This is a genomic window from Microbacterium sp. (assembly GCF_003248605.1).
In the GTDB taxonomy this organism is placed as follows: Bacteria; Actinomycetota; Actinomycetes; order Actinomycetales; family Microbacteriaceae; genus Microbacterium.
In genome coordinates this window covers 1-20,842 of the sequence record NZ_QFPF01000021.1, presented here as the reverse complement: position 1 = coordinate 20,842, position 20,842 = coordinate 1, and the positions used below count along the sequence as shown (strand labels likewise).

Here is a 20,842-nt window from a genome sequence, read left to right as displayed (position 1 = left end):
GGGGCGGCGCAGGTGACCACGCCCTCGCGGATCCCGTTCGACCCCGGGCTGCAGCCCGAGCGGACCCTGCTGGCGTGGCGTCGCACCTGTCTTGCGCTCGCGGTGGCCAGCGCCGTGGTGGTGCGCTTTGCGGGCGAGGCGATCGGCGTCGTCGCGGCGGTGCTCGGTGTCGCCGGCGTGGCGGCCGCGGCCGCGGGATACATCCGCGCCTCGGCGCGCTACCGGCGGGCGCACGAGGGGTTGACCGGCACGGGCGAGCTGCCGATCGACGGCCTCGCGCTCGCGTTCGTGACGCTCACGCTGCTGCTGATCGGGGCCGGCGCGGCGATCTACGTCATCGGAATCGGCATCCAGCACCTGACATCATGAGCACTTTCAGAGAGCGGGTGCGCGAGGCCGGAGGCTGGTACGCCTGGTTCAACTCCCGCCTGATCCGGGTCGCGGGTCCCGCCGCGGTCGGCCCCTACGAGAGTGAACCCGAGCCCTCGCGCACCGACCGTGCGTGTCCGCTGTGCGGGGCGCCGATGAGCGAGCACACGTTCGACCGGTCGGGGCCGAAGCCCCTCATGACCTGCCCGCGCTGATCCGGTCGCTCGACTCTCGCGAAGCTAGGGCGCGAGGGCTTCGGCGACGCGCTCCCACCAGTCGGCTGCGGCGGCGCGCGCGCCCGGCCGGAGTCGGGCGGCGGCGGCGCGCGTCTGCGCCGCCGACGAATGGATGCCGCGCAGGGCGTCGGCGGCAGCATCCATGCCCGCGCCTGCCGCGCCCGTGCCGGCGTCCGCGATCTCGTCGAGGTCTCGGACGCTGTGCTGGCCCCAGCGGCCGAGGGCGCCGTCGAGCTTGACGCGCGTGTAGTCGTCGGCCGAGAGTGCGAGCACCGGGACCCCTGCGGGCGCGGCGAAGACGACGGGGTGGTAGCGGCCGGAGACGAGCAGCGAGGCGCCGCGGGCCAGGCGCGCGGCTGCGCGCGGATCACCCGTCGGCACGACATCGGACGGCGTGCGCATCTGCGCGCGCACCTCGTCGTGCAGGATCGCATCGCCGCGGCTCTCGCCCGACCGGAGCGAACCCCAGTGCGCGTGGAATCGCGTCGATTGCCCGGTCTCATCGGCGTGCCGATCGAGCAGGTGCGCAAGGCCGCGGACGATCGCGCGGCGGTCGCGTCCGCCGAGGTGGGTCGAGAGGCTCACGAGCGTGTACCCCGCCGCGCCCGCGCCGCCCGCCGAATCACCCGACGGGTCGTCCCACCCGAGGAACGACGCGTCGTCGAGTGTGACCCGCGCCCGATCGCCCGGCACGCCGAGCTCGGCGGCCAGGCGCCCCGACGCCTCCTCGCGCAGCCCGACGACTCTCGCCGAACGCAGTGCCTCGCCGAGCACGACGCGGTCCGGCGGCGTGAGCTCGGGGCCGAGCGTCTGACCCGTGACGACGAGCGGAACCCCCGCCGCCGCGGCGATACGCGCGAGGGCCGCGCGTTCGAAGATGTGCAGCGGCCAGGTGGAGGCCATGTTGCCGCCACCCGCGATGACGACGCCGGTGGCCGAGGCGACAGCATCCCGCACCGCCCAGAACGGATCGTCGGCGCTCAGCCCGCCGCCGGCGTCGATGGCGCGCACGACCGCCGCGAACCGCTCCGCGCCGGCGGCCCGCGCGGGCGCGAACCCGATACGCGGCAGGGCGTCGATGCCGTACCGCACGGCGGATTCGCGCGGTGCCGCGCTGAGCCCCGTGATCGCGGTGGCACCCCGGGCGCGCATCTCGTCGACCAGGGCCTCGAACATCGCCTCGTCGCCGATGTGCATCATCTGATCCGTGACGCCGATGTCGCCGATGGCGATGATGTGCATACAAGGACTCCTGGTGAGAAAACCCGATGTCAAGGCCGGGCCCTTCACCGTACAACGGCCATATGGTCGGACTATCATCATGCCGCGCGCCCGGGAGACCACCCCGTATCGCGCCCGGCGACAAGGAGCGAACGTGGGCATCCAGACCTCTCTCGACGCGGTGGCGCAGGCGCCCACCATCGTCGACGCCCTGCGCCTGGCCGACGACCTCGCCTTCGAGGCGGGCCGCGATCCCGGCGTGCGCACCCTGCGGGTGCTCGACCGCGCGATCCACGGCGACGATCAGCTCGTCGTCATCGCCGCCGTCCACGCGCTCGCCGAGATCAACGACGGCGAGGCGGCCCGCTCGCTCGTGCGCCTGCTCGATGACCCTCGCACCTTCGTGCGCGAGCACACCGCGTGGGCGCTGGGCGCGGGGCTTCCGAGGCCCGAGGCGATCGGGCGGATGCTGTCGCTCGTCGCCGCGGGCGGCTTCACCGGCATGCTCGCCCAGCGCTCGCTCGAGCAGTGGTCGGCAGCCGTGCCCGAGCTGCTCGTGGTCGGCGTCGAGGGTGCGCTGCTGGGTGTGGCGGAGCCGGGCGCGCGCGGACGGCTCGTCGAAACCCTGGGACTCGTTCGCGCCGCGATCGCGACCGCGCCGCTGCTGCGCGTCGCCGTCGACGACGGCGAGCACGACGCCGCGCGCATCGCGGCGATCGCGGCGCTCGGCCAGCGCGCCCGCGCCCGGAGCCTTGTCACCGCCCTCGAGGGGCTGGTCGAGGAGGGCGGCGTCATCGGTGATGTCGCGGGTCTCGCCCTGCGCGACCTCGAGGTGCCCGCGCCCGCCGAGGCCGTGCGCACCGAGGGGCTCACGATCGCGCAGCTGTTCCTGCACGCCGACATCGACCCGCGCCTGAGCGCCGCCGGCGCGGGCGACAACGGCGGCATCGCGACGCTGCTCGTGCGTCTGGGCGACGCGCTCTCGGCCGACCCCTCGCCCACCGTGCGCCGCGTGATCACGCTCTCCCGCGGCGCGATCGTCACCGCGACCTCGGATCTGTCCGCTCTGCGCGACGCCGACGAGGGGCACGTGTACGGCCGGATCCCGCTGCTGCGCGACCCCGTGCCCTCGGCCGCGGCGTGGCCCCTGCGCGTGACTGTGCGCCGCGGCATCCGCCGGGTGCTCCGAGCCGCGGGCGGGGTCGACCTGCTGCACCTGCGCATGGCCGATGTCGGCAGCCTCGCCGCCGCGGACGTCGCGCGCGAGCTCGGCATCCCGGTGGTCTTCACCGTCGCCCCCGATCCGCACGGCGTGATCGAGTCGCTCGACCGGGCCGGCCGCATCACGCGTGCCGATTTCGGCGACATCGATCTTCTCGAGCACTTCTGGTTCCGCACGCGTCTCGTGCAGAGCCTGGCGGCCAATGCCGCGCACACGGTGTTCTTTCCGCGGCCCCGACTCGAGGACGACATCCGCCGCCTCGTCGGCATCGACATGGCGGCGCACGCCGAACGGCACTCGATCGTGCCCGAGGGTGTGGATCTCGTCACGATCGAGGCGGCGCTCGCCGATGCGACCGCCGCCGCCGGCGGCGCGCCCGCCGTGCGCGCGATCGCGGAACTGCAGGCGCGCGTGGCGGATCTTGCGCCGCATCGCCGGGGGCTGCCGCTCGTCGTCAGCGTCGGGCGGCTGCACCGGGTCAAGGGGATGGCGGCGCTGGTGGAGGCCTGGTCCCGCGCGGGCTGCGCCGAGCGGGCCAACCTACTCATCGTCGGCGGGGACCTCGAGCATCCCTCGCTCGACGAGCGCGAGCAGCTCGAGCGCATCGAGAAGCTCGTGCCCGCTCACCGTCGCGCCGAAGCGGGCCTGATCCTTCCCGGACACCGACCCAACGACATCACCGCGCGCTGGCTCGCCGCCGCGCGCACGGGCCTGCCGGGGTTCGTCGCCCCGCGCGGCGTCTACGCCTGCGCGAGCATCAAGGAGGAGTTCGGCATCGCGCTGCTCGAGGCGATGGCCGCGGGGCTCTACGTCGTCGCCCCCGACGGCGGCGGGCCGGCGACGTACGTCGAGCACGCGGTCACGGGCGAGCTGACCGAGACGTGGGATGTCGAAGCGCTCTCGGCGGCTCTGGATGCCGCCCTCGGCACCGCGGACGCCGAGACCGACGACGCGCGTGCCGAGCGGGCGCGGGCGATGGTGCGCGAGCGGTTCACGATCCAGCGGATGGCGACGGCACTGGACGGTGTCTACGGACGAGTCGCCCGCGACGAGGCCGAGCTGCGCGCGGTCGTGGAGACGACCTCGTGAAGGAGGCGAGACGGTGACTCTTCTGGTCATCAGCCCCGATTACGCATCGCACCTGCTGCCGCTGGTCACCCTCGCAACGGCGTGGCGGGAGCGCGGCGAGCGGGTCGTCGTCGCGACCGGCCCCTCGACGGATGCGATCGTCGCCTCGTTCGGGTTCGAGCGGGTGCACCTGCAGCTGGGCCGCGGATCCAACCCCGGCGTCATCCGCGCTGACGATCAGCCCGATGAGGAGGCGGACTCGCTGCGCGGATTCTTCGATGCGACCCGCGAGGGGATGGTGCCGACGCTGCTCTATCAGGCGAACGAGCGCCTGACCGACCTCATGTGGGACCCCGTGACGGCGGGCCGGGCGACGCTGCGGATCATCGACGACGTGCGACCCGACAGCATCCTGATCGACCACCTCGCCTTCAGTGCCCGCCTCGCGCTCGACGTCGCCGGGCACGATTACGCCGACGTCGTGCTCGGGCATCCGAGCGCGCTGCCGGTGGGAGATGAGCTGTACGGATACCCGCCCGCGTGGCCCGCCGCGTTCGCGCCGCGCCCCGATGAGCTCGCGGCGCTGCGCGCGGTCTGCGAACGGGTGTCGGCGAACTTCACGGCCGAATGGAACCGCACGGCGACGGCCCTCGACCCCCGGGCCGCCGGGTCGCCGTCGGCGTTCGCCGAGCATGGGCCGCGGGTGCTCTACAACTATCCGCGGGAGCTGGCCCCGGCATCCACCGCGGCGGGTGCCGAGTTCCTCGGCTCGACCAGGCGCGAGGAGCCCGCCGATGCCGACGTCGACGGGTGGCTGGCCGCGGGCGAGCCGTTCGTCTACGTCAGCTTCGGCAGCTTCCTCTCGGTGCGCGGCGATGTGCTGCGCCGCGTCTGCGACGCGCTGCGCGGCCTCGGCGTGCGCGCCGCCGTCGCGACGGGATCGACCGCGCCGTCGGACGTCGGACCCGTGCCCGCGGACTGGCTCGTGCGCGCGTACCTGCCGCAGGTGCGCCTGCTCGGTGCGGCCGCGGCGGCCGTGACGCACGGCGGCAACAACTCGGTCACCGAGGCGCTCGGGGCGGGTGTGCCGCTGCTCGTCCTGCCCTTCTCGACCGATCAGTTCGCCGGTGCCGCCGCGATCGAGCGCACGGGGGTGGGGGTCGCCCTCGCCCCCAACAGCGCCACCGTCGCGCAGCTCACCGCCGCGATCGACGCGCTGCTGACGCGCGAGGGTATCGATACGCGGATGCTGTCGGCCATCGCCGCCGATCAGCGCGATGTGCCCGGGCCCGAGCGCGCCTACCGCTCGCTGACGAGCGAGGCCATCGCGGCGGCATCCCCCGACGCCGCCTCGTAGCGTCGCATCAGCGCCGCGTTGGCGTCGAACAGGGTGCCGGCGCGGGTCTCGGCGACGTGGTGGAGGGCGTAGACGCGTCCCTCGTGCCGCTGCGGCGCAGCGCCGAGGATCGTGGTGTGGGCGAGGTTCCAGGCGGCGTCCTCGTAGCCCCAGCCGCGGAAGCGGGGATCCTGCCCGCCGTGGCGCTCCCACGTGCGGCGGGTCGTGACGTAGACGCCCGAGCAGGCCCCGCGCACGAGCTCGTGGTCGCACCGCTCGGGCGCGACGCCGGCGGCGAACTGCGCCGATCCCGCGGCGCCCAGCCAGTGGTACGCGGTGTAGGGCAGGTGCACGAGTCCCGACGTGCGCGCGGCGGCGATGGCTTGGCGGAGCGGCTCGGGTTCGGGGAGGGTGTCGGCGTCGCCGAGCACGACCACGTCGTCGGGGTCGGCCTGAGCCGCGACCGCCAGATTGCGGCACAGCGCCAGGTTGAAGACGGGGTCGGGGGAGTCGAGGGTGAGCACCCGCAGTTCGGGCAGTTGGCGCGCGTACCAGGCGATCACGGACTCGAAGGCCGCGATGCGCGAGGACGCCGGGCGCCAGGGGAGGACGACGGTCGCGGCAGGCACCCGGTGATTCTAAGCGCGCTACGGTGGGCGACGTGCCCACTCTCCGTGCCCTGACCCCGGACGGCGAGACCTTCGCCGCCGAACGCCATCTCGCGACGCTGTCGACGATCGCGCCGTCGGGTCTGATCCACGCCGTGGCGGTGGGCTTCACCCTGTCCGATGGCGTCGTGCGCATCATCACGAGCGACGGCAACCAGAAGGTGCGCAACATCGAACGCGACCCGCGGGCCACGGTGGCGCAGGTCGAGGGGGCGCGTTGGCTGAGCATCGCGGGGCACGCCGTGATCGAGCGGGAGCAGGATGCCGTCGCCCATGCCGTTGCGCTGTACACGATGAGGTATCGCGCCCCGCGTGTGAATCCGCGGCGCGTCGTGATCCGGCTCGAGCCCGCCCGGTTTCTCGCCTCCGCCGGTCTCCTCGTGCCTTGATCGCGAGACCCTCGGCGTCGAGTGCACGAGGTGTCGTCGAGCGCACGACAAATCTCGCGCGTGTAGGTCGTGCATTGGGCGACAGGTCGTGCACTCGGTGCCGCAATCGCGCGTTACGGTCGATTCATGGGTTCCGGCGCGCGTGACGACGAGGTCGATCTGATCATCGACGCGTGGTCGCAGCTGCTGCCCGAGGTCGACCTCACCCCCCTCGATGTCATGTCGCGCCTGCGTCGCGCCTCCCACCGTCTGACGCGCCTGCGTGCCGCGGCGTTCGGCTCGGCGGGGCTGGCCGTCTGGGAGTTCGACGTGCTCGCCGCCCTCCGCCGTGCGGGCACGGAGCTGAGTGCGGCGCAGCTGATCGAGGCGACGATGATCGGCAGCGCTGCCATGACGACCCGCCTGGGCAAGCTGTCGACCCGCGGCCTGGTCGAGCGCAGACCCAATCCGCTCGATGGTCGGGGTGTCCTCGTGCGCATCACCGCCGAGGGCGAGTCGAGGGTGGATGCGGCCATGACCGAACTGGCGCGTCTCGAGGCCCTCGCCCTGGAGGGCATCAGCCGCGAAGATCAGGCGACCCTCGCGCGAGTGCTGCGGCTGCTCAGCTGACCTTCGCCGGGTCGAGATAGTGCTCGATGACGTACTGGGCGATGGCGATCGAACTGGTCGCTGCCGGCGAGGGCGCGTTGCGCAGAAGGGTCACGGGGCCCACCTGATCGACGGCGAAGTCATCGAGCAGCTCGCCGCCTCGCCCCCAGGCCTGCGCGCGCACGCCCGCGGAGGTCTTCGCGGTGAGGTCGCTCATCCTCAGTTCGGGGATGAAGCGCCGCGCCTTGCGGTAGTAAAGCGGCTTGATCAGCGATCCGCTGATCTCATCGACTCCCATGCGCCAGTGCTGCTTGGCCAGCGGCCAGGCCCCGGGCCAGCGCAGCGACTCGATCGTGTCCTTCGGTGAGACACGCAGCCAGCCGTAGCCCTCGCGGGCGAGGGCGGGGACGGCGTTGGGGCCGATGTGGATGTCGTCGTAGACGCCGCGGGTGAAGTGCACTCCGAGGAACGGGAACCGCGGGTCGGGCACCGGGTAGATCATGCCGCGCACGAGGTCGCCGCGTTCGGGAGCGAGCTCCCAGTACTCCCCGCGGAAGGGCAGGATCTTCGGCGACGGATCGGCGCCGACGAGTCTGGCGACGACGTCGGACTGCAGGCCCGAGCACGCGATGACCCGGTCGAAGACGTGTTCCCCCGAGGGGGTGATCACCCGCACGGTGCCGTTCTCGAGATGGATGCCGGTGACCTCGCTGTGCAGGAGGATGTGTCCTCCGGCGGCGCGGACGTCCTGCGCCATGGCCTCGGTGATGGCCGCGTAGTCGACGGCGGCCGTGTGCGGAGAGTGGACGGCGGCGACGCCGGCGACATGCGGCTCGATCTCTCGGAGGCGTTCGACGTCGTCGATGCGCACGAGGTCGGGCACCTTGTTCTCGATCGAGCGGCGCTCGATCTCGGCGAGGGCGCCCAGCTCGCTCTCGTCGACGGCGACGACCAGCTTGCCGACCTCGCGGTAGGGCAGGCCCTTCTCCTCGCAGAATTCGCGGATGGAGACACGGCCCGCGGCGCAGAGGGTCGCCTTGAGCGATCCGGGCTTGTAGTAGAGGCCGGCGTGCACGACGCCGGAGTTGTGACCGGTCTGGTGCGCGGCGAGCCGCGCCTCCTTCTCGAGCACCGTCACCTCGCCGGCGCCCGCCTGCGCGAGTTCGCGCGCGAGTGCGATGCCGACGATTCCCCCGCCGATGATTCCGATTCGTTCCCCGGACATGCAGATCCCCCTCTGCGGCGTCCCCCTGACGCCCGAGCAAAACCGTAGCGCGTCCGGGGCCCGTTGCCGAACCGCGGCCTAAAGGCACATGGGTTCGCCGAGGTCGATCGTGCGGCCGTCGATCGTGATCGCGCCGACCGCGCAGATCTTCGTGTCCGGGGTGGGGCGTACGAGCAGCGTCGTGTAGGCGCCCTGGGCTTCGGGCTCGGAGGTGCTCTGACGGTCGTCGGCGCCCGGGGCGAGCTGCCGGTAGATGCTCGCCGAGACGACGTTGCCCGCGGCCAGACCGTCGTATCGGGTGATGCGCGCCCAGCCTGCCTGGCAGGCATCCGACCAGATGATCTCGAGCAGGGTGTTCTCGGCGCGGGTCTCGGCTGCGGCGACGGCGGCGTCGTCGACGCACTCCGTGAAGGCGGGGTCCGAGCCCGTCTTCACCGCGATGCGCGGAGCGGAGGCGCCGTGCGTTCCGGGCGTCGCGCTGTCGGTCGGCGCCGCGGCCGACGCCCCCTGCCCGCGCGGCTGCAGCAGTTCGAGGGTGCCGACGGTGCCCGCGACGCCCAGGATCAGGCAGGTGAACGCGGCGGCGATCGCGACGCTCAGGCGCACGCGGCGTGGCTCGCGGCCGCGGCCGCGGGTGGGGGCGGGGACGGCCGTGCCGACGGGCGCGTCCGTCGTGGGCGCGGCGTCGAGGGTGGATGCTGCGGCCCGGCCGTTCTGCGCGGCGGCCAGGCGGTCGCGACGCGCCACCCACGCTGCGGACTCACCGCCGCACGCGTCGACGATGCCGTCGACGGTGCGCGCAGAGGGCAGTCGCCGCCCGGCGAACGCCTCCGACAGCACCGTCTTGGAGATGCCCGTCTGGTGCGCGAGTGCCGACAGGGTGGGGTTGCCCGCTTTCAAGCGCAGCGCGCGCAGGTCGGCGGAGAGGGTCGCGAGCGTGTCGTCGATGGCCTCGTGCGAACCCGAACCGTCGAGTGAATCTGACATGGCGGTTGAGCCCCCCGGTCGATCAGCGTCATGTGCATGTATTCATACCAGTTCGGGCATGCCCGTTTTTTCCGGATCGGACGAACGGAACGCCGGTCCGGGGCGGGGGCCGCTTCACTGGGACGGGGAGATCGACGCGGCGCGAACACCGGGGGGCTGAGCGCCGGCGACGATCTGCGCGCGGAGAGCGGCCTTCGGGTGGTCCGCTCTCCGCGCGCTCGCCTCAGCCGATGACGGCCTGGGGCCGCAGGTCGAGCCGGCGCAGCAGCTGCGCGTTGAGGGCGACGACGATCGTCGACAGCGACATCAGGATGGCGCCCACCGACATCGGCAGGACAAATCCGATCGGCGCCAGGACGCCCGCCGCCAGGGGTACCGACAGCAGGTTGTAGCCCGCCGCCCACCAGAGGTTCTGCCGCATCTTGCGGTAGCTCGCGCGTGAGAGCTCGATGACCGAGACCACGGCCCGGGGGTCGGATCCGGCGAGGATCACCCCGGCCGAGGCGATCGCGACGTCGGTGCCCGCGCCGATCGCGATGCCCACATCGGCCTGCGCGAGCGCGGGCGCGTCGTTGACGCCGTCGCCGATCATGGCGACTCTCCGGCCCTCGGCCTGCAGCGCCGCGACCTTCGCCGCCTTGTCCTCGGGGCGCACGCCCGCGAACACGCGGTCGATGCCGAGCTCGTCGCCGACCGACTCGGCGACGGCGCGGGCATCGCCCGTGATCATGACGACCTCGATCCCGCGGCGGTGCAGCGCATCCACCGCCTCGCGCGACTCGGGACGCACCTCGTCGGCCAGTCGCAGGGCTCCGATCACGACGCCGTCGCGCACGACGTGCAGCACGATCGACCCCTCTGCGTGCCAGCGGGCGGCGGCATCCATCTCGTGCGCGTCGATCTCGGCGAGCAGTCGTGGCCCGCCCACCCGGATCTCGTGGCGGTCGACCGTCGCGGTGACGCCGACGGCGGGGGAGGAGGTGAAGGCCGAGGCACGGGGCACGGAGACCTCACGATCCGTCGCGGCTCGCACGATCGCCCGGGCGAGGGGGTGCTCGCTGTCGGCCTCGGCGGCGGCAGCCAGTGCGAGCACGAGGTCGACGTTGCTGCCCGGGACCGCCTGCGTCGCCGTCACGGTCGGCTCGCCGCGGGTGAGGGTGCCGGTCTTGTCGAAGAGCACCGTGTCGACGGTGCGCATGCTCTCGAGAGCGAGGCGGTCCTTGACGAGCACGCCGGCGCGGGCCGCGCGCTCGGTGGCGATCGAGACGACGAGGGGGATGGCAAGTCCCAGGGCGTGCGGGCACGCGATGACGAGGACGGTGATCGTGCGGATGACGGCGGCGTCGGGATCGCCGACGAGGGTCCACACCACCGCCGTCAGGGCGGCCGCGGTCAGCGCAAACCAGAACAGCCACGCGGCGGCGCGATCCGCCAGGCGCTGGGCGCGCGAGGTCGAGTTCTGCGCCTCGGTGACCAGTCGCTGGATGCCGGCGAGGGCGGTGTCGTCGCCGGTGGCGGTGACCTCGACGCGCAGGCCGGAATCCGTGGCGACGGTGCCCGCCGTGACGGTGTCGCCCACCTCGCGTGTCACGGGACGGGACTCTCCCGTCACCATGGACTCGTCCATGTCGGCGCGTCCGTCGACGACGCGGCCGTCCGCCGGCACGCTGCCGCCGGGGCGGACCACGACGACGTCGCCCACTCTCAGATCGGCGGGGTGGACCGTGACGACCGCGTCGCCCTCGACGCGCTCGGCCTCGTCGGGCAGGAGGGCGGCGAGCGAATCCAGCGCCGAGGTGGTCTGGGCGAGGGAGCGCATCTCGAGCCAGTGGCCGAGAAGCATGATGATGATGAGCAGCGCGAGCTCCCACCAGAACTCGAGTTCGTGATGGAGGATGCCGAGGCTCGCTCCCCAGGACGCGATGAAGGCGACCGTGATGGCCAGGCCGATCAGGAGCATCATGCCGGGGGTGCGCTCACGCAGCTCGGCGATCGCGCCGACGAGGAACGGGCGTCCGCCCCACAGGTACATCACGGTGCCGAGCACGGGAGCGATCCACTGAGTGCCGAAGAAATCGGGCAGGTCGTAGCCGATCAGCGTCGCGAACATGCCCGAGAAGGTGACGACGGGGATGCCGAGGGCCAGGTTGGCCCAGAACAGCCGTCGGAACACGGCGACGTGGTCGGCGCCGTGGTGCTGGTGCTGGTGCTGGTGCTGGTGCTGGTGCTCGGGGGTGCCGTCGTGCACCCCGTCCGTGTGCGAGCCGGTGTGCGTGTGATTTGCGCTGTCGTTCATCATTCGCCTCCTCGAGTTATACCCCCTAGGGGTATATGCGGTTAGCGGTCTGGACCCCCGACCTATTCCCTAAAGGTCGGCGAGAATCTCGCGCATGAGGGTGATCTCCTCGGTCTGTGTGGCGACGATCGTGCGAGCGAGCTCGAGCACGTCGGGGTCGGTGCCGTTCTCCAGCTCCTGTTCTGCCATGTCGATCGCTCCCTCGTGATGCGCGATCATCTGCTCGAGGAAGAGTCGGGCGGCGGTCGGGCCCGATGCCTCGCCGAGTGCCTCCAACTCCTCCTGCGACAGCATCCCGTCGCCCATCCCGTCGCCCATCCCTGGCATGTCATCCGTGTCGGGCATCCCGCCCATGCCCCAGTCCTCCAGCCAGCTCTGCATCAGCGTGATCTCGGGTGCCTGCGCATCCTTGATGCGTTGCGCGAGATCTCGTACGCGGTCGTCGATGTCGGGGTCGTCGAGGATGAAGTCGCTCATCTCGATCGCCTGCTCGTGGTGGGGGATCATCATCATCACGAACATCCGGTCGGCCATGTCGGCGTCGGACGCCGAGGCGGCGGGTGTCGGGTCGATTTGGCTCATTCCGGGCATCCCCGGCATTCCGGGGTCCGCCGGATCCGCGACGCATCCGGCGAGCCCGCCGATGAGGGTGAGGCTCAGCGCCAGGGCGGCGAAGGGTCGTGTCCTGCGTGTGGTGTTCATGTCGATACCTCATTCGCTCTTGGTACCCCATGGGGGTATCATCTAGCGACCATGGTACCCCTCAGGGGTATCCGGCGCGAGGGGCCGAACCGCTAATGTGTGCGCGGGGGAGTGAGGATCGATTGGGGTCGGCCATGCCCGAAAACTTCGCCACGACGCCCCCGGGCTGGTACCCGGAGCACGACGGCGCGCAGGCGTTGCGCTGGTGGGACGGCGATGCCTGGACCGCGCACACCACACCGTACGATCCGTCGGCGCACCTGATTCCGCAGGGCGCGCTCCCGGAGGGTTCCGACGCCGAGCTCGAGCGCCGCATCGAGCGCATCGTGGCGGCGGCCCTCGCCCGCGACATCCCGGGCGAGGCGGCGCTCATCGACGACCTCGATCGGTTCGCCACCTCCCGCGGCGGACGCAAGGCGGTCGAGAGTGCGCGGATGCGGCTGGCCACAGCCCGGCGCGCCGCGGGAGTGGTCGAGCCACGCAAGCTCGGTGTGGTCTCCCTCGAGGGGTGGCGCCGGTCCGAGCCGCTGCGCTCGGATCCTTCGGTGACGCACCCGATCGAGGTGTACGAGGATCGTGTATGGCAGGCCGCGGCCGCGCACCCGATAGACGCGTACACGCGCGCCCGCGTCTACCTCGACGGTGAGCAGCTCGTGAGTGCGGGCACGATCTTCGGCGACGGCACCGACGAGGTCGGCGCTCAGGTCAAGAAGGAGTACACCGACCTGCGCACGGCGGTGTTCCACGTGGCAAGCACGGACTGGGCGCTCTGGTGCGCTGTGAACCCCGCGGCGGTCGATGAGCCGCGGGCGCTTGCGCACCGCATCGAGGCGATCGCCGCCCGTCGCCGCGACGAGGCCCTTCGCTCGGTCTGAGGCCCGCTACCCCGCGACGACCTCCGCCGCGCGGTGCACAGAACGCAGGTAGGCGTCCGGGGTGTCGTCGGCGACGATGGCGCGCAGCACCACCTCGTCGACGGCGGCGCGATAACGCTGCACGCGGCGCGGAGCCGCAGCATCCCCGCCCCGGATCACCGTGTCGAGTGCGGTGATGCCGAGCCGGCCGAAGTGGGCGGCGTAGGAGGGGATCGCCGCGTAACGGTGGGCCTCGTCGTCGAGCCGATCGTTCGCGTCGGCGTCCCACGCGGTACGCACGTAGAGGGCGGATCGGGAGCCCGCCGCGGCGAGCGGTTCGGTCTGTTCGCGTGCGGCCTCGGGGGTCAGCCAGCTCAGCAGGGCGCCGTGTGCGGCCCGTGCCGCGAGTGCGCGCATGCGGGGGCCGAGGGCGCCGACGTAGACCTCGGCCACAGTCGCTGATCGCAGCGCCCGCGCGGCATCGTCGACGGACTCGAGCGCGCCGCGGCGCAGGGCGCCCGAGCCGATGCCGAGCACGAGTCGATCCTCGGGCAGGCCCAGGTCGCGCACCGTGCGCAGGATCGAGGCGGGTGGGCGTCGATCCACCGGCACGACGCCTGTCGCGAGCACCAGGTGCTTCGTGACGGTGGCGGCCGCGGCGAGCACCTCGAGGGCGTCGTGTCCGGGGGTGTCGTTGACCCACAGCGCACGGAATCCGGCGTCCTGCGCGGCGGGCGCGATCCGGGCGGCGACCTCCGGGCCCGCCGCGGCCGCGATCCCGATCGAGACGGCTCCGAGAGCCGGGTCGTGCGCGCGCGTGTCCGTCATTCGTGATCTCCCTGCATCGCTGCGGCGCCCTACCTACGCCGCACCATACCCTCCCACGCCACCTCGAACCCGGCGCGGCATCGGTCTCGCATCGCCGGGTCGCTGAAGCTGTCGCCGCGCACGACGATCTGGTAGTAGACCACGCCCGCGAGCAGATCGAAGCAGGCGGCGGGATCGAGCTCGGGACGCAGGATGCCGCGCTCGATCGCCGTGCGCAGGGCTGCTTCGAGGCTGACCCGGCGCCGGGATACGTGGCTGGTCCAGTAGGCGCGCTGCAGTCCGCGGTCCGCCATCGCGAGCGCGATCCGCTGGCGGAAGCGCTGCTCCGGGTAGCCGGCGAGCGCGGTCTCGGGATCGCCGAAGAGCGCCCCGAGGACCGCCGCCTTGACGCTCGCCTCGTCGTCGCCGAGGTCGAGCGGGCCGGGCACGACGCGGCCCTGGTCGAGTGCGGCGGCGATCAGCTGCGTGAGCGAGGGCCAGCGCCGGTACAGGGCGGCGCGGCTGACACCGGAGCCGGCGACGACACGGCTCACCGTAACGGGCTCGCCGGCGTCGATGAGCGCCAGTGCGGCGTCGAGGATCTGTCCGTCGATGTCTTCGTCGCGGGGACGACCGGGGCGGCGCGGGGCGATCGCCGCGCCCGCGCTCATGCGCCGACCGCCCGCGCCCGCAGGCGCGCGATCGTCTCGTCGCCGAGGCCGGCAGCGCGCACGGGCGCGAGCGGGTCGCCGTGGCGTTCGCGCAGCTCGCCGAGCAGGACGCGCATCGAGATCGCCATCGCCGCCTCGCCCAGGCCGGACTGCAGCGCGGTCATCTCGTCGAGGTCGAATCCGAGCCGCCCGAGCAGCACGCCCATGACGGGGCGCATGCGCTCGTTGATGGCCGACATGTTCGGCTCGGTGCGGGCGTAGTCCTCGACGATGTCGTCGTCGGTGGCGCCGAGGGCGAGCAGCAGGAGCGCGGCCACGACGCCGGTGCGGTCGCGTCCGGCGGCGCAGTGGAACGCGGTCGCGCCGGGCGCGAGCGCGATGACGGTGAGAGCGGTCGCGAGCTGCGGCGCCGCGCCCTCGACCATGCGCACGTACATCCGGCCCATCGCCTCGTGGGTGAAGGCGCGCAGGCCCTCGCGCGGCATCCCCTCGCCGATGTCGGCCATGAGCGGCAGGTGGTGGTAGGCGACGGGAAGCCCCGCGAGCGGCCCGCGGCCGGTGAGGGCGACCTCGCCGCTCGAGCGGAGGTCGATGACGCTCGAGAGTCCGCGCTCGGTGAGGGTGACGGCATCCGCCTCGGTGATCATCGAGAGGTCGTCGGCGCGCACGGCCAGCCCCGGGCGCAGGGTGCCGCCGGCGACGGGGATGCCGCCGAGGTCGCGCAGGTTGACGGGAGCGCTCAGGGTGATGTCGATGGTGGTCATGTGATTCGCTTTCTGATGAGGGCGCTGCCCTGGTCGATGGCCGTGACGAGCACGATGATGCAGATGATGATGGCGCTCAGGTGCCCGTAGTCGTACATGCGCATGGCGGTGGTCAGCTCGAGGCCGATGCCGCCGGCGCCGACGAGGCCGAGGATCGTCGCCCCGCGCACGTTGCCCTCGAACAGCAGCAGCGTGTACGACACGAGCAGGGGTGCCGCCTGCGGCAGCACGCCGTACTGGATCACCTGGCGTTTGGAGGCGCCGACCGCCTCCATCGCGGTCAGAGGGCCGGGGTCGACGGATTCCATGGCCTCGGCGAAGACCTTGCCGATCGAGCCGATCGAACCGAGGGTCATGGCGAGGATTCCGGCGAAGGGGCCGAGGCCGACGGCCGAGACGAACATGAGCGCGAAGACCAGGTCGGGCACCGCGCGGATGATGTTCATGACCCACCGGGAGCAGTAGTAGAGCCAGGTGGGCGCGAGATTCGACGACGCGCCGAACGCGACCACGAGCGAGAGGACCGCGCCGAGCACGGTACCCACGATCGCCATCTGGAGGGTCTCGATGAGCAGCGCCACGATGGTGCCGAAGTCGCTGAAATCCGGCGGGAAGAGCCGGCTCATGAACTCCGACATGTTGACGGCGCCCTCGGCGAGCTTGCCGACGTTGAACTCCGCGCCCTGGAACGACCACAGCAGCACGAGGATCGCGATCGGGATGCCGAGGAGGAACCGGGTGCGCGGCAGCCGCATCGCGCGCTCGAGGCGGTGGCGCTCGGCCGGGTCGAGGGTCGCGGGCGTGCGCTCGCGGGTGCGCGGCGGGCGCTCAGAAGATGTGGTCGTCATGGTCGTGTCCCCCTTCGGTGTCGTCGTACAGCACCGCGAGGCTCTCGGCGTCGAGTTCGGTCGTGGGGGCTGCGACCCGCACCTCGCCGTGGCGCAGGCCCACGATGCGGTCGCTGTGGCCAAGCGCGAGCGGCAGCACGTGCAGGCTGACCAGCACCGGGATGCCGTCGTTTTCGGCGATCTCGCGCAGCAGAGCGAGCACCGAGTCGGCCAGTCTGGGATCGAGCGACGCGACGGGTTCGTCGGCGAGGATCACGCGCGGCCGCTGCATGAGGGCGCGGGCGATCGCGACGCGCTGCTGCTGCCCGCCGCTGAGCGAGCGGGCGGGTGCGGTCGCCTTGTGGGCGATGCCGACCCGGTCGAGCAGCTCCAGGGCTCGGGTGCGCTGCTCGCGCCCGAAGCCGCCGACCAGGTTGTACGGCCCGGCGCGGTGAAGGCCCCCGGTCAGCACGTTCGTGAGCATGCTCATGCGGGGGATGAGGTTGAACTGCTGGAAGATCTGTCCGACGTCGGAGCGCAGGGTCCGCATCTCTCGCGGGCGGAGGGAGGCGACATCACGGCCGGCGACCGTGATGCGGCCGGCCGTGATGGGTGCGAATCCGGTGAGGCTGCGCATCAGGGTGGACTTTCCCGAGCCGGAGGCGCCGAGGAGGGCGACCATCTCGCCCGGGTGCAGCTGGAGGTCCACTCCCTCGAGCACGCTCGTGTCGGCGTAGGCGACAGAGAGGTCCTGCACGTCCACGACGGGACCGGTCGAGGGCGGGCCTTGGGGCGCGCGCACCGCCGGGGCGAGCGCCGTCATCAGCGCAGGTCCTCGAGCTGGACGCCCGCGACGGCGGCGATGTCGACGAACCCGTCGAAGATGCTCGCGTCGGGGGCGATCATGATCTCCTGGCCGATGAAGCCCTCACCGTACGCGCCCAGCGCCTCGGCGTTCTCCTCGGAGAAGACGGCGGGGATCGCCTCCTCGAGCAGCGTGCGGGTCTCGGCGTCGAGCGAGGGGCGCACGAGGACGCTCCCCGAGACCGGCATCGAGGCGCTCTCGCCGACCCCGCGCCACTCGCCGTCCGCGAACGGGAAGTAGGGTGCACCCAGCTCGGTGAGCATGACGGCGGTGCATGCAGCATCCACCTGTCCCTGCTGCAGCGCGATGAAGCTGCCCTCGTGGCCGCCCGAGAAGACGCCCTCGTAGTCGACGCCGTTCTCGAGGCCGGCCTCGTGCAGCATGTGCACGGGCATGAAATAGCCCGAGCTCGAGGCTTGATCGGCGAAGGCGACCGTGGTGCCCTCGAGGTCTTCGAGGGTCTCGATGGGGGAGTCGGCGAGCACGACGCAGGTCGAGACGGGGGTGTCGTCGGCCGCCCAGGCGACGAGCGCGTCGACCTCGCCCGTGTTCACGGCGAGGGCCGAGGGAAAGCCGCTCATGATGCCGATGTCGACGTGGTCGGCGCGAATCGCCTCGACGACGCTGAGGTAGTCGGGCACGTCGGTGACCTCGACCTCGCGTCCGGTCTCCTCGGCGATCAGCCGCGCGAGCGCGTCGGCGGGGTTCTCGACGCTCGGGTCGTCGCCGAGCGGGATGGTCGCGATCGTGATGGGGGCGTCGGATGCTGCGGCCTCACCGGATGCGTCGCCGGATGCGTCGGCGGTGGCGGCCTGGCAGCCGGTGAGGGCGATGGCGGCGGCGCCGGTGAGGGCGAGCAGGCGGAGGGAGGAGCGGGTGGAGCGGGACATGACACGGGACATGGCGGGGGTCCTTTCCGATGATTTCAAGACCATCGGTATGCAAACCCGCGCGGGTGACGTGCAATTACGAGACTGCTGGACTCGTAAGCGAACGCGAGGTGAACAGTCAGCTGAGCCGCCCTAGCCGACGCCGGCCCCGATGACGGCGAGCATGCGCAGCTTCTCGTGGCTCTCGCTGCCGGGGGCGGCGGTGTAGACCAGGAGCGAGTGCGACTCGGCGGGGTCGACGAGTCGCTGACAGCTCAGTTCGAGTGCACCGACCTCGGGGTGCACGAATCTCTTGATGTCGTGCGGGCGCACGCCCACCTCGTGCTCGCGCCAGTACCGCTCGAACTCGGGGCTCTGTTCGAGCAGCAGATCGACGTAGTGCGCCGCGCGTGATCCGGGCCCTCGCAGGGTCGAGATCTCGCGCAGTCCAGACGCGTACAGGCGCGACATGAAGTCGTGATCCTCCGCCGGGTACAGCCGGCGCACGTCCGCGTCGGTGAACCACCGGTATCCGACGCTGCGCGCCGCGCCTTCGTAGCGGGTCAGGTCGCCGGTGAGCGCGACGCCGAGGGGGCTCTGGCGCAGCGTCTCGCCGAGTTCCGTGACGATCTCGGCGGGCGTGTCGGTCAGTCGGTCGAGGATGCGCAGCATCCCGGGCGGAACGTGGGCGCTGAACGCGCCGCGGGCGGGCGGGTTGTGCCCCGCCAGGCGGAAGAGGTGGTCGCGTTCGTCGAGCGTGAGGTGCAGGCCCTGCGCGATCGAGGCGATCATCTGGGGGGAGGGCTGGGGTCCGCGCTCGCGTTCGAGACGCGAGTAGTAGTCGGCGGACATGTGGCTGAGAGCTGCGACCTCCTCGCGACGCAGTCCGTCGGTGCGGCGGCGCGGGCCGCGGTGAAGTCCCACGTCCTCGGGTTGCAGCGCCTCGCGCCGGCTGCGCAGGAATTCGGCGAGTCCCGCTCGATCGATCACAGCATCCCCCGTCGTCTCGGTTCTACCCTGCCCCACGCCCGCTCACCCGTGGCCGCGCGAGCCTGGGATCAACAGGCCGTGGATGCTGCGGGATCGAGCGCGCAGGATCGATCGGGCACCGCGAAGCCACCGACCCGCACCCCGCCCCCCGACACACCAGGAGCACACCATGGCCCGCACTTCGATCGATCACCCCGTTCCCGACCTCACCGGAAAGCGCGCCGTCGTGACCGGCGCCAGCGATGGCATGGGATCGGTGATCGCGGCCCGCCTGGCGGCGGCGGGCGCTGAGGTCGTTCTGCCCGTGCGCAATGTGCGCAAGGGTGAGGCAGCGATTGAGCGGATCCGGGGCGCGCAGCCGCACGCGAATGTGTCGCTGCGTGCGCTCGATCTCTCGTCGCTCGACTCGGTCGCAGCCCTCGGCGAGACGCTGCGCGCCGAGGGGGATCCCATCCACATCCTGATCAACAACGCGGGTGTCATGACGCCGCCCGAGCGCCAGGTCACGGCCGACGGGTTCGAGCTGCAGTTCGGCACGAATTACCTCGGGCATTTTGCGCTGGTCTCGCACCTGCTGCCGCTGCTGCGCGCGGGCCGTGCGCGGGTCACGTCGCAGGTGAGCATCGCGGCGCGGCGCGGTTCGATCAACTGGGACGACACGAACTGGGAGCGCAGCTACAACGGTCAGCGGGCGTATGTGCAGTCCAAGATCGCGTTCGGGCTGTTCGGGCTCGAGCTCGAGCGCGTCAGCCGTGCGCAGGGGTGGGGCATCACGAGCAATCTGTCGCACCCCGGTGTGGCGCCGACGAGCCTGCTGGCGGCGCGCCCGGAGCTGGGGCGTGGTGGCGACACCCCGCAGGTGCGGATCATCCGGGCGATGTCGGCGCGCGGCATCCTTGCCGGCACCGTCGAGACGGCGGCCCTGCCGGCGCTGATGGCCGCGACCGATCCGACGGCGAAGCCCGGTGTGCTGTACGGTCCGCGCGGGCTCGGTCATCTGGGCGGTGCCCCCGCCGAGCACACGACGTATGCGCCTCTGCGCAGCGAGACCGACGCGAAGCGGGTGTGGCGTCTGTCGGAGGAGCTGACGCGCACGGCGATCCCGGCGCGCTGATCGAGCGGGCTGCGGGAGACGTCTGCGGGTCAGCGCGGTTGCGCGAGCGCCGCGCCGATGCGCGTGATCGCCTCGCGCAGCAGCGGGCGCGGCATCGCGAAGACGAATCGCACGTGGCCGATGGCTGCTTCGCCGCAGGCGGCGCCGTCGGTCATCGCGACGCCCGCGTGCTCGCGGAACCACGCGCCGAGATCGCCCTCCAGCCCGTAGTCGCGCATGTCGATCAGGGTGATGTAGGTGCCCTCCGGCATCGTCACGCGAGCGCGGGGTGCGTGTTCGGCGAGCAGGGTGATGAGTTCGCGGCGGTTCGCATCGAGGTAGTCGATCACCTGATCGAGCCACGGGCCGCCGGCGGTGTAGGCGGCGACGCCGGCGACGACGCCGAGTGTCGAGGTGCCGTGTCCTGCCCACATGCCGAGTTTGGCCCAGACCGTCACGTCGGCGTCGTTCGAGAGGATGACCTGCGCACACTTCAGGCCCGCCAGGTTCCAGGCCTTGGATGCGGAGGTCGCGGTGATCGTGTGTGCGGCCGCGGCGTCCGAGATCGAGGCGTAGGGGATGTGCCGGGCGGGAGCGTAGACGAGGGGCGCGTGGATCTCGTCCGAGAACACGCGTCCGTTCTTGGCGTCGACGAGGCGGGCGACGGCGTCGAGCTCGTCGCGGGTGAAGACGGTGCCGAGCGGGTTGTGCGGATTGCAGAGCACCAGCATCCCGGCGCCGTCGTCGAAGGCGGTCGCGATCGCGTCGAGATCCATCACCATGCGGCCCTCGATC

Annotated in this window: 22 protein-coding genes; 8 read left to right on the top strand and 14 right to left on the bottom strand. The window is 72.0% G+C overall.

Features of this window, described 5'->3' with window-relative positions:
- Positions 1 to 12: 12 nt before the first annotated feature.
- Together DI573_RS05035 and DI573_RS05030 are read left to right on the top strand one after the other, a co-directional pair.
- Complete coding sequence (locus DI573_RS05035; RefSeq protein WP_292811311.1) at positions 13 to 369, top strand: DUF202 domain-containing protein; 357 nt, start codon at positions 13 to 15, stop codon at positions 367 to 369.
- Complete coding sequence (locus DI573_RS05030; protein WP_292811309.1) at positions 366 to 584, top strand: hypothetical protein; 219 nt, start codon at positions 366 to 368, stop codon at positions 582 to 584. The genes DI573_RS05035 and DI573_RS05030 overlap by 4 nt, the downstream gene beginning before the upstream one ends.
- A 24-nt stretch (positions 585 to 608) precedes the next feature.
- On the opposite strand, the gene DI573_RS05025 is transcribed toward DI573_RS05030, so the two are convergent.
- Entirely contained in the window at positions 609 to 1,847 is a 1,239-nt protein-coding gene (locus DI573_RS05025; protein WP_292811307.1) for a polysaccharide pyruvyl transferase family protein, read from the bottom strand.
- Positions 1,848 to 1,980: 133 nt separating this feature from the next.
- Here DI573_RS05025 and DI573_RS05020 point away from each other — a divergent pair, with 133 nt between their 5' ends.
- Positions 1,981 to 4,137 carry a glycosyltransferase gene (locus DI573_RS05020; RefSeq protein WP_292811305.1) on the top strand — a complete coding sequence of 719 codons (2,157 nt, stop codon included), beginning with the start codon at positions 1,981 to 1,983 and terminating at the stop codon, positions 4,135 to 4,137.
- Between the two features lie 13 nt (positions 4,138 to 4,150).
- Positions 4,151 to 5,473: a glycosyltransferase gene (locus tag DI573_RS05015; RefSeq protein ID WP_292811303.1), complete on the top strand. Its 1,323-nt coding sequence runs from the start codon at positions 4,151 to 4,153 to the stop codon at positions 5,471 to 5,473.
- On the opposite strand, the gene DI573_RS05010 is transcribed toward DI573_RS05015, so the two are convergent.
- Positions 5,416 to 6,081 carry a galactosyltransferase-related protein gene (locus DI573_RS05010; RefSeq protein WP_292811300.1) on the bottom strand — a complete coding sequence of 222 codons (666 nt, stop codon included), beginning with the start codon at positions 6,079 to 6,081 and terminating at the stop codon, positions 5,416 to 5,418. The genes DI573_RS05015 and DI573_RS05010 overlap by 58 nt on opposite strands.
- Before the next feature lie 32 nt (positions 6,082 to 6,113).
- Here DI573_RS05010 and DI573_RS05005 point away from each other — a divergent pair, with 32 nt between their 5' ends.
- Together DI573_RS05005 and DI573_RS05000 are read left to right on the top strand one after the other, a co-directional pair.
- Positions 6,114 to 6,509 carry a TIGR03618 family F420-dependent PPOX class oxidoreductase gene (locus DI573_RS05005; protein WP_292811298.1) on the top strand — a complete coding sequence of 132 codons (396 nt, stop codon included), beginning with the start codon at positions 6,114 to 6,116 and terminating at the stop codon, positions 6,507 to 6,509.
- Between the two features lie 126 nt (positions 6,510 to 6,635).
- Positions 6,636 to 7,118: a MarR family transcriptional regulator gene (locus DI573_RS05000; protein ID WP_292811296.1), complete on the top strand. Its 483-nt coding sequence runs from the start codon at positions 6,636 to 6,638 to the stop codon at positions 7,116 to 7,118.
- Here DI573_RS05000 and lhgO read toward each other — a convergent pair.
- The 4 genes from lhgO to DI573_RS04980 all read right to left on the bottom strand — a co-directional run bounded on the left by lhgO (position 7,111) and on the right by DI573_RS04980 (position 12,307).
- A complete protein-coding gene (gene lhgO, locus DI573_RS04995) occupies positions 7,111 to 8,322 on the bottom strand; it encodes an L-2-hydroxyglutarate oxidase (RefSeq protein WP_292811294.1) in 1,212 nt (403 codons plus the stop codon). The genes DI573_RS05000 and lhgO overlap by 8 nt on opposite strands.
- Before the next feature lie 78 nt (positions 8,323 to 8,400).
- A complete protein-coding gene (locus tag DI573_RS04990; protein WP_292811292.1) occupies positions 8,401 to 9,309 on the bottom strand; it encodes a DUF2690 domain-containing protein in 909 nt (302 codons plus the stop codon).
- 223 nt (positions 9,310 to 9,532) lie between these two features.
- Positions 9,533 to 11,605 (bottom strand): heavy metal translocating P-type ATPase, encoded by a 2,073-nt coding sequence (locus DI573_RS04985; RefSeq protein WP_292811290.1) that lies wholly within the window; start codon positions 11,603 to 11,605, stop codon positions 9,533 to 9,535.
- A gap of 69 nt (positions 11,606 to 11,674) precedes the next feature.
- Positions 11,675 to 12,307, bottom strand: a complete 633-nt coding sequence (locus DI573_RS04980; protein ID WP_292811288.1) for a DUF305 domain-containing protein — start codon at positions 12,305 to 12,307, stop codon at positions 11,675 to 11,677.
- A gap of 134 nt (positions 12,308 to 12,441) precedes the next feature.
- Between DI573_RS04980 and DI573_RS04975 the strand changes: the two genes are divergently transcribed.
- Positions 12,442 to 13,182 (top strand): DUF2510 domain-containing protein, encoded by a 741-nt coding sequence (locus tag DI573_RS04975; RefSeq protein ID WP_292811286.1) that lies wholly within the window; start codon positions 12,442 to 12,444, stop codon positions 13,180 to 13,182.
- Positions 13,183 to 13,188: 6 nt separating this feature from the next.
- Here DI573_RS04975 and DI573_RS04970 read toward each other — a convergent pair whose 3' ends face one another.
- The 7 genes from DI573_RS04970 to DI573_RS04940 form a co-directional block, all read right to left on the bottom strand.
- Positions 13,189 to 13,989, bottom strand: a complete 801-nt coding sequence (locus DI573_RS04970) for an LLM class flavin-dependent oxidoreductase (protein ID WP_292811283.1) — start codon at positions 13,987 to 13,989, stop codon at positions 13,189 to 13,191.
- 29 nt (positions 13,990 to 14,018) lie between these two features.
- Positions 14,019 to 14,639: a TetR/AcrR family transcriptional regulator gene (locus DI573_RS04965; protein ID WP_292811281.1), complete on the bottom strand. Its 621-nt coding sequence runs from the start codon at positions 14,637 to 14,639 to the stop codon at positions 14,019 to 14,021.
- Positions 14,636 to 15,403, bottom strand: a complete 768-nt coding sequence (locus DI573_RS04960; RefSeq protein WP_292811279.1) for a tyrosine-protein phosphatase — start codon at positions 15,401 to 15,403, stop codon at positions 14,636 to 14,638. Before DI573_RS04960 ends, DI573_RS04965 begins: the two co-directional genes overlap by 4 nt.
- A complete protein-coding gene (phnE, locus tag DI573_RS04955) occupies positions 15,400 to 16,251 on the bottom strand; it encodes a phosphonate ABC transporter, permease protein PhnE (protein WP_292811276.1) in 852 nt (283 codons plus the stop codon). The genes DI573_RS04960 and phnE overlap by 4 nt, the downstream gene beginning before the upstream one ends.
- Positions 16,232 to 17,053, bottom strand: coding sequence for a phosphonate ABC transporter ATP-binding protein (locus tag DI573_RS04950; protein WP_292811274.1), 822 nt, complete (start codon positions 17,051 to 17,053; stop codon positions 16,232 to 16,234). Before DI573_RS04950 ends, phnE begins: the two co-directional genes overlap by 20 nt.
- A complete protein-coding gene (phnD, locus tag DI573_RS04945; protein ID WP_292811273.1) occupies positions 17,053 to 17,997 on the bottom strand; it encodes a phosphate/phosphite/phosphonate ABC transporter substrate-binding protein in 945 nt (314 codons plus the stop codon). Before phnD ends, DI573_RS04950 begins: the two co-directional genes overlap by 1 nt.
- A 120-nt stretch (positions 17,998 to 18,117) precedes the next feature.
- Entirely contained in the window at positions 18,118 to 18,954 is an 837-nt protein-coding gene (locus DI573_RS04940; protein ID WP_292811327.1) for a helix-turn-helix transcriptional regulator, read from the bottom strand.
- Between the two features lie 169 nt (positions 18,955 to 19,123).
- On the opposite strand from DI573_RS04940, the gene DI573_RS04935 reads away from it, so the two are divergent.
- Positions 19,124 to 20,068 carry an SDR family oxidoreductase gene (locus DI573_RS04935; protein ID WP_292811271.1) on the top strand — a complete coding sequence of 315 codons (945 nt, stop codon included), beginning with the start codon at positions 19,124 to 19,126 and terminating at the stop codon, positions 20,066 to 20,068.
- A 29-nt stretch (positions 20,069 to 20,097) separates the two neighbouring features.
- On the opposite strand, the gene DI573_RS04930 is transcribed toward DI573_RS04935, so the two are convergent.
- Positions 20,098 to 20,842: aminotransferase class I/II-fold pyridoxal phosphate-dependent enzyme (locus tag DI573_RS04930; RefSeq protein WP_292811268.1), on the bottom strand; the 745-nt coding region annotated here is incomplete at its 5' end.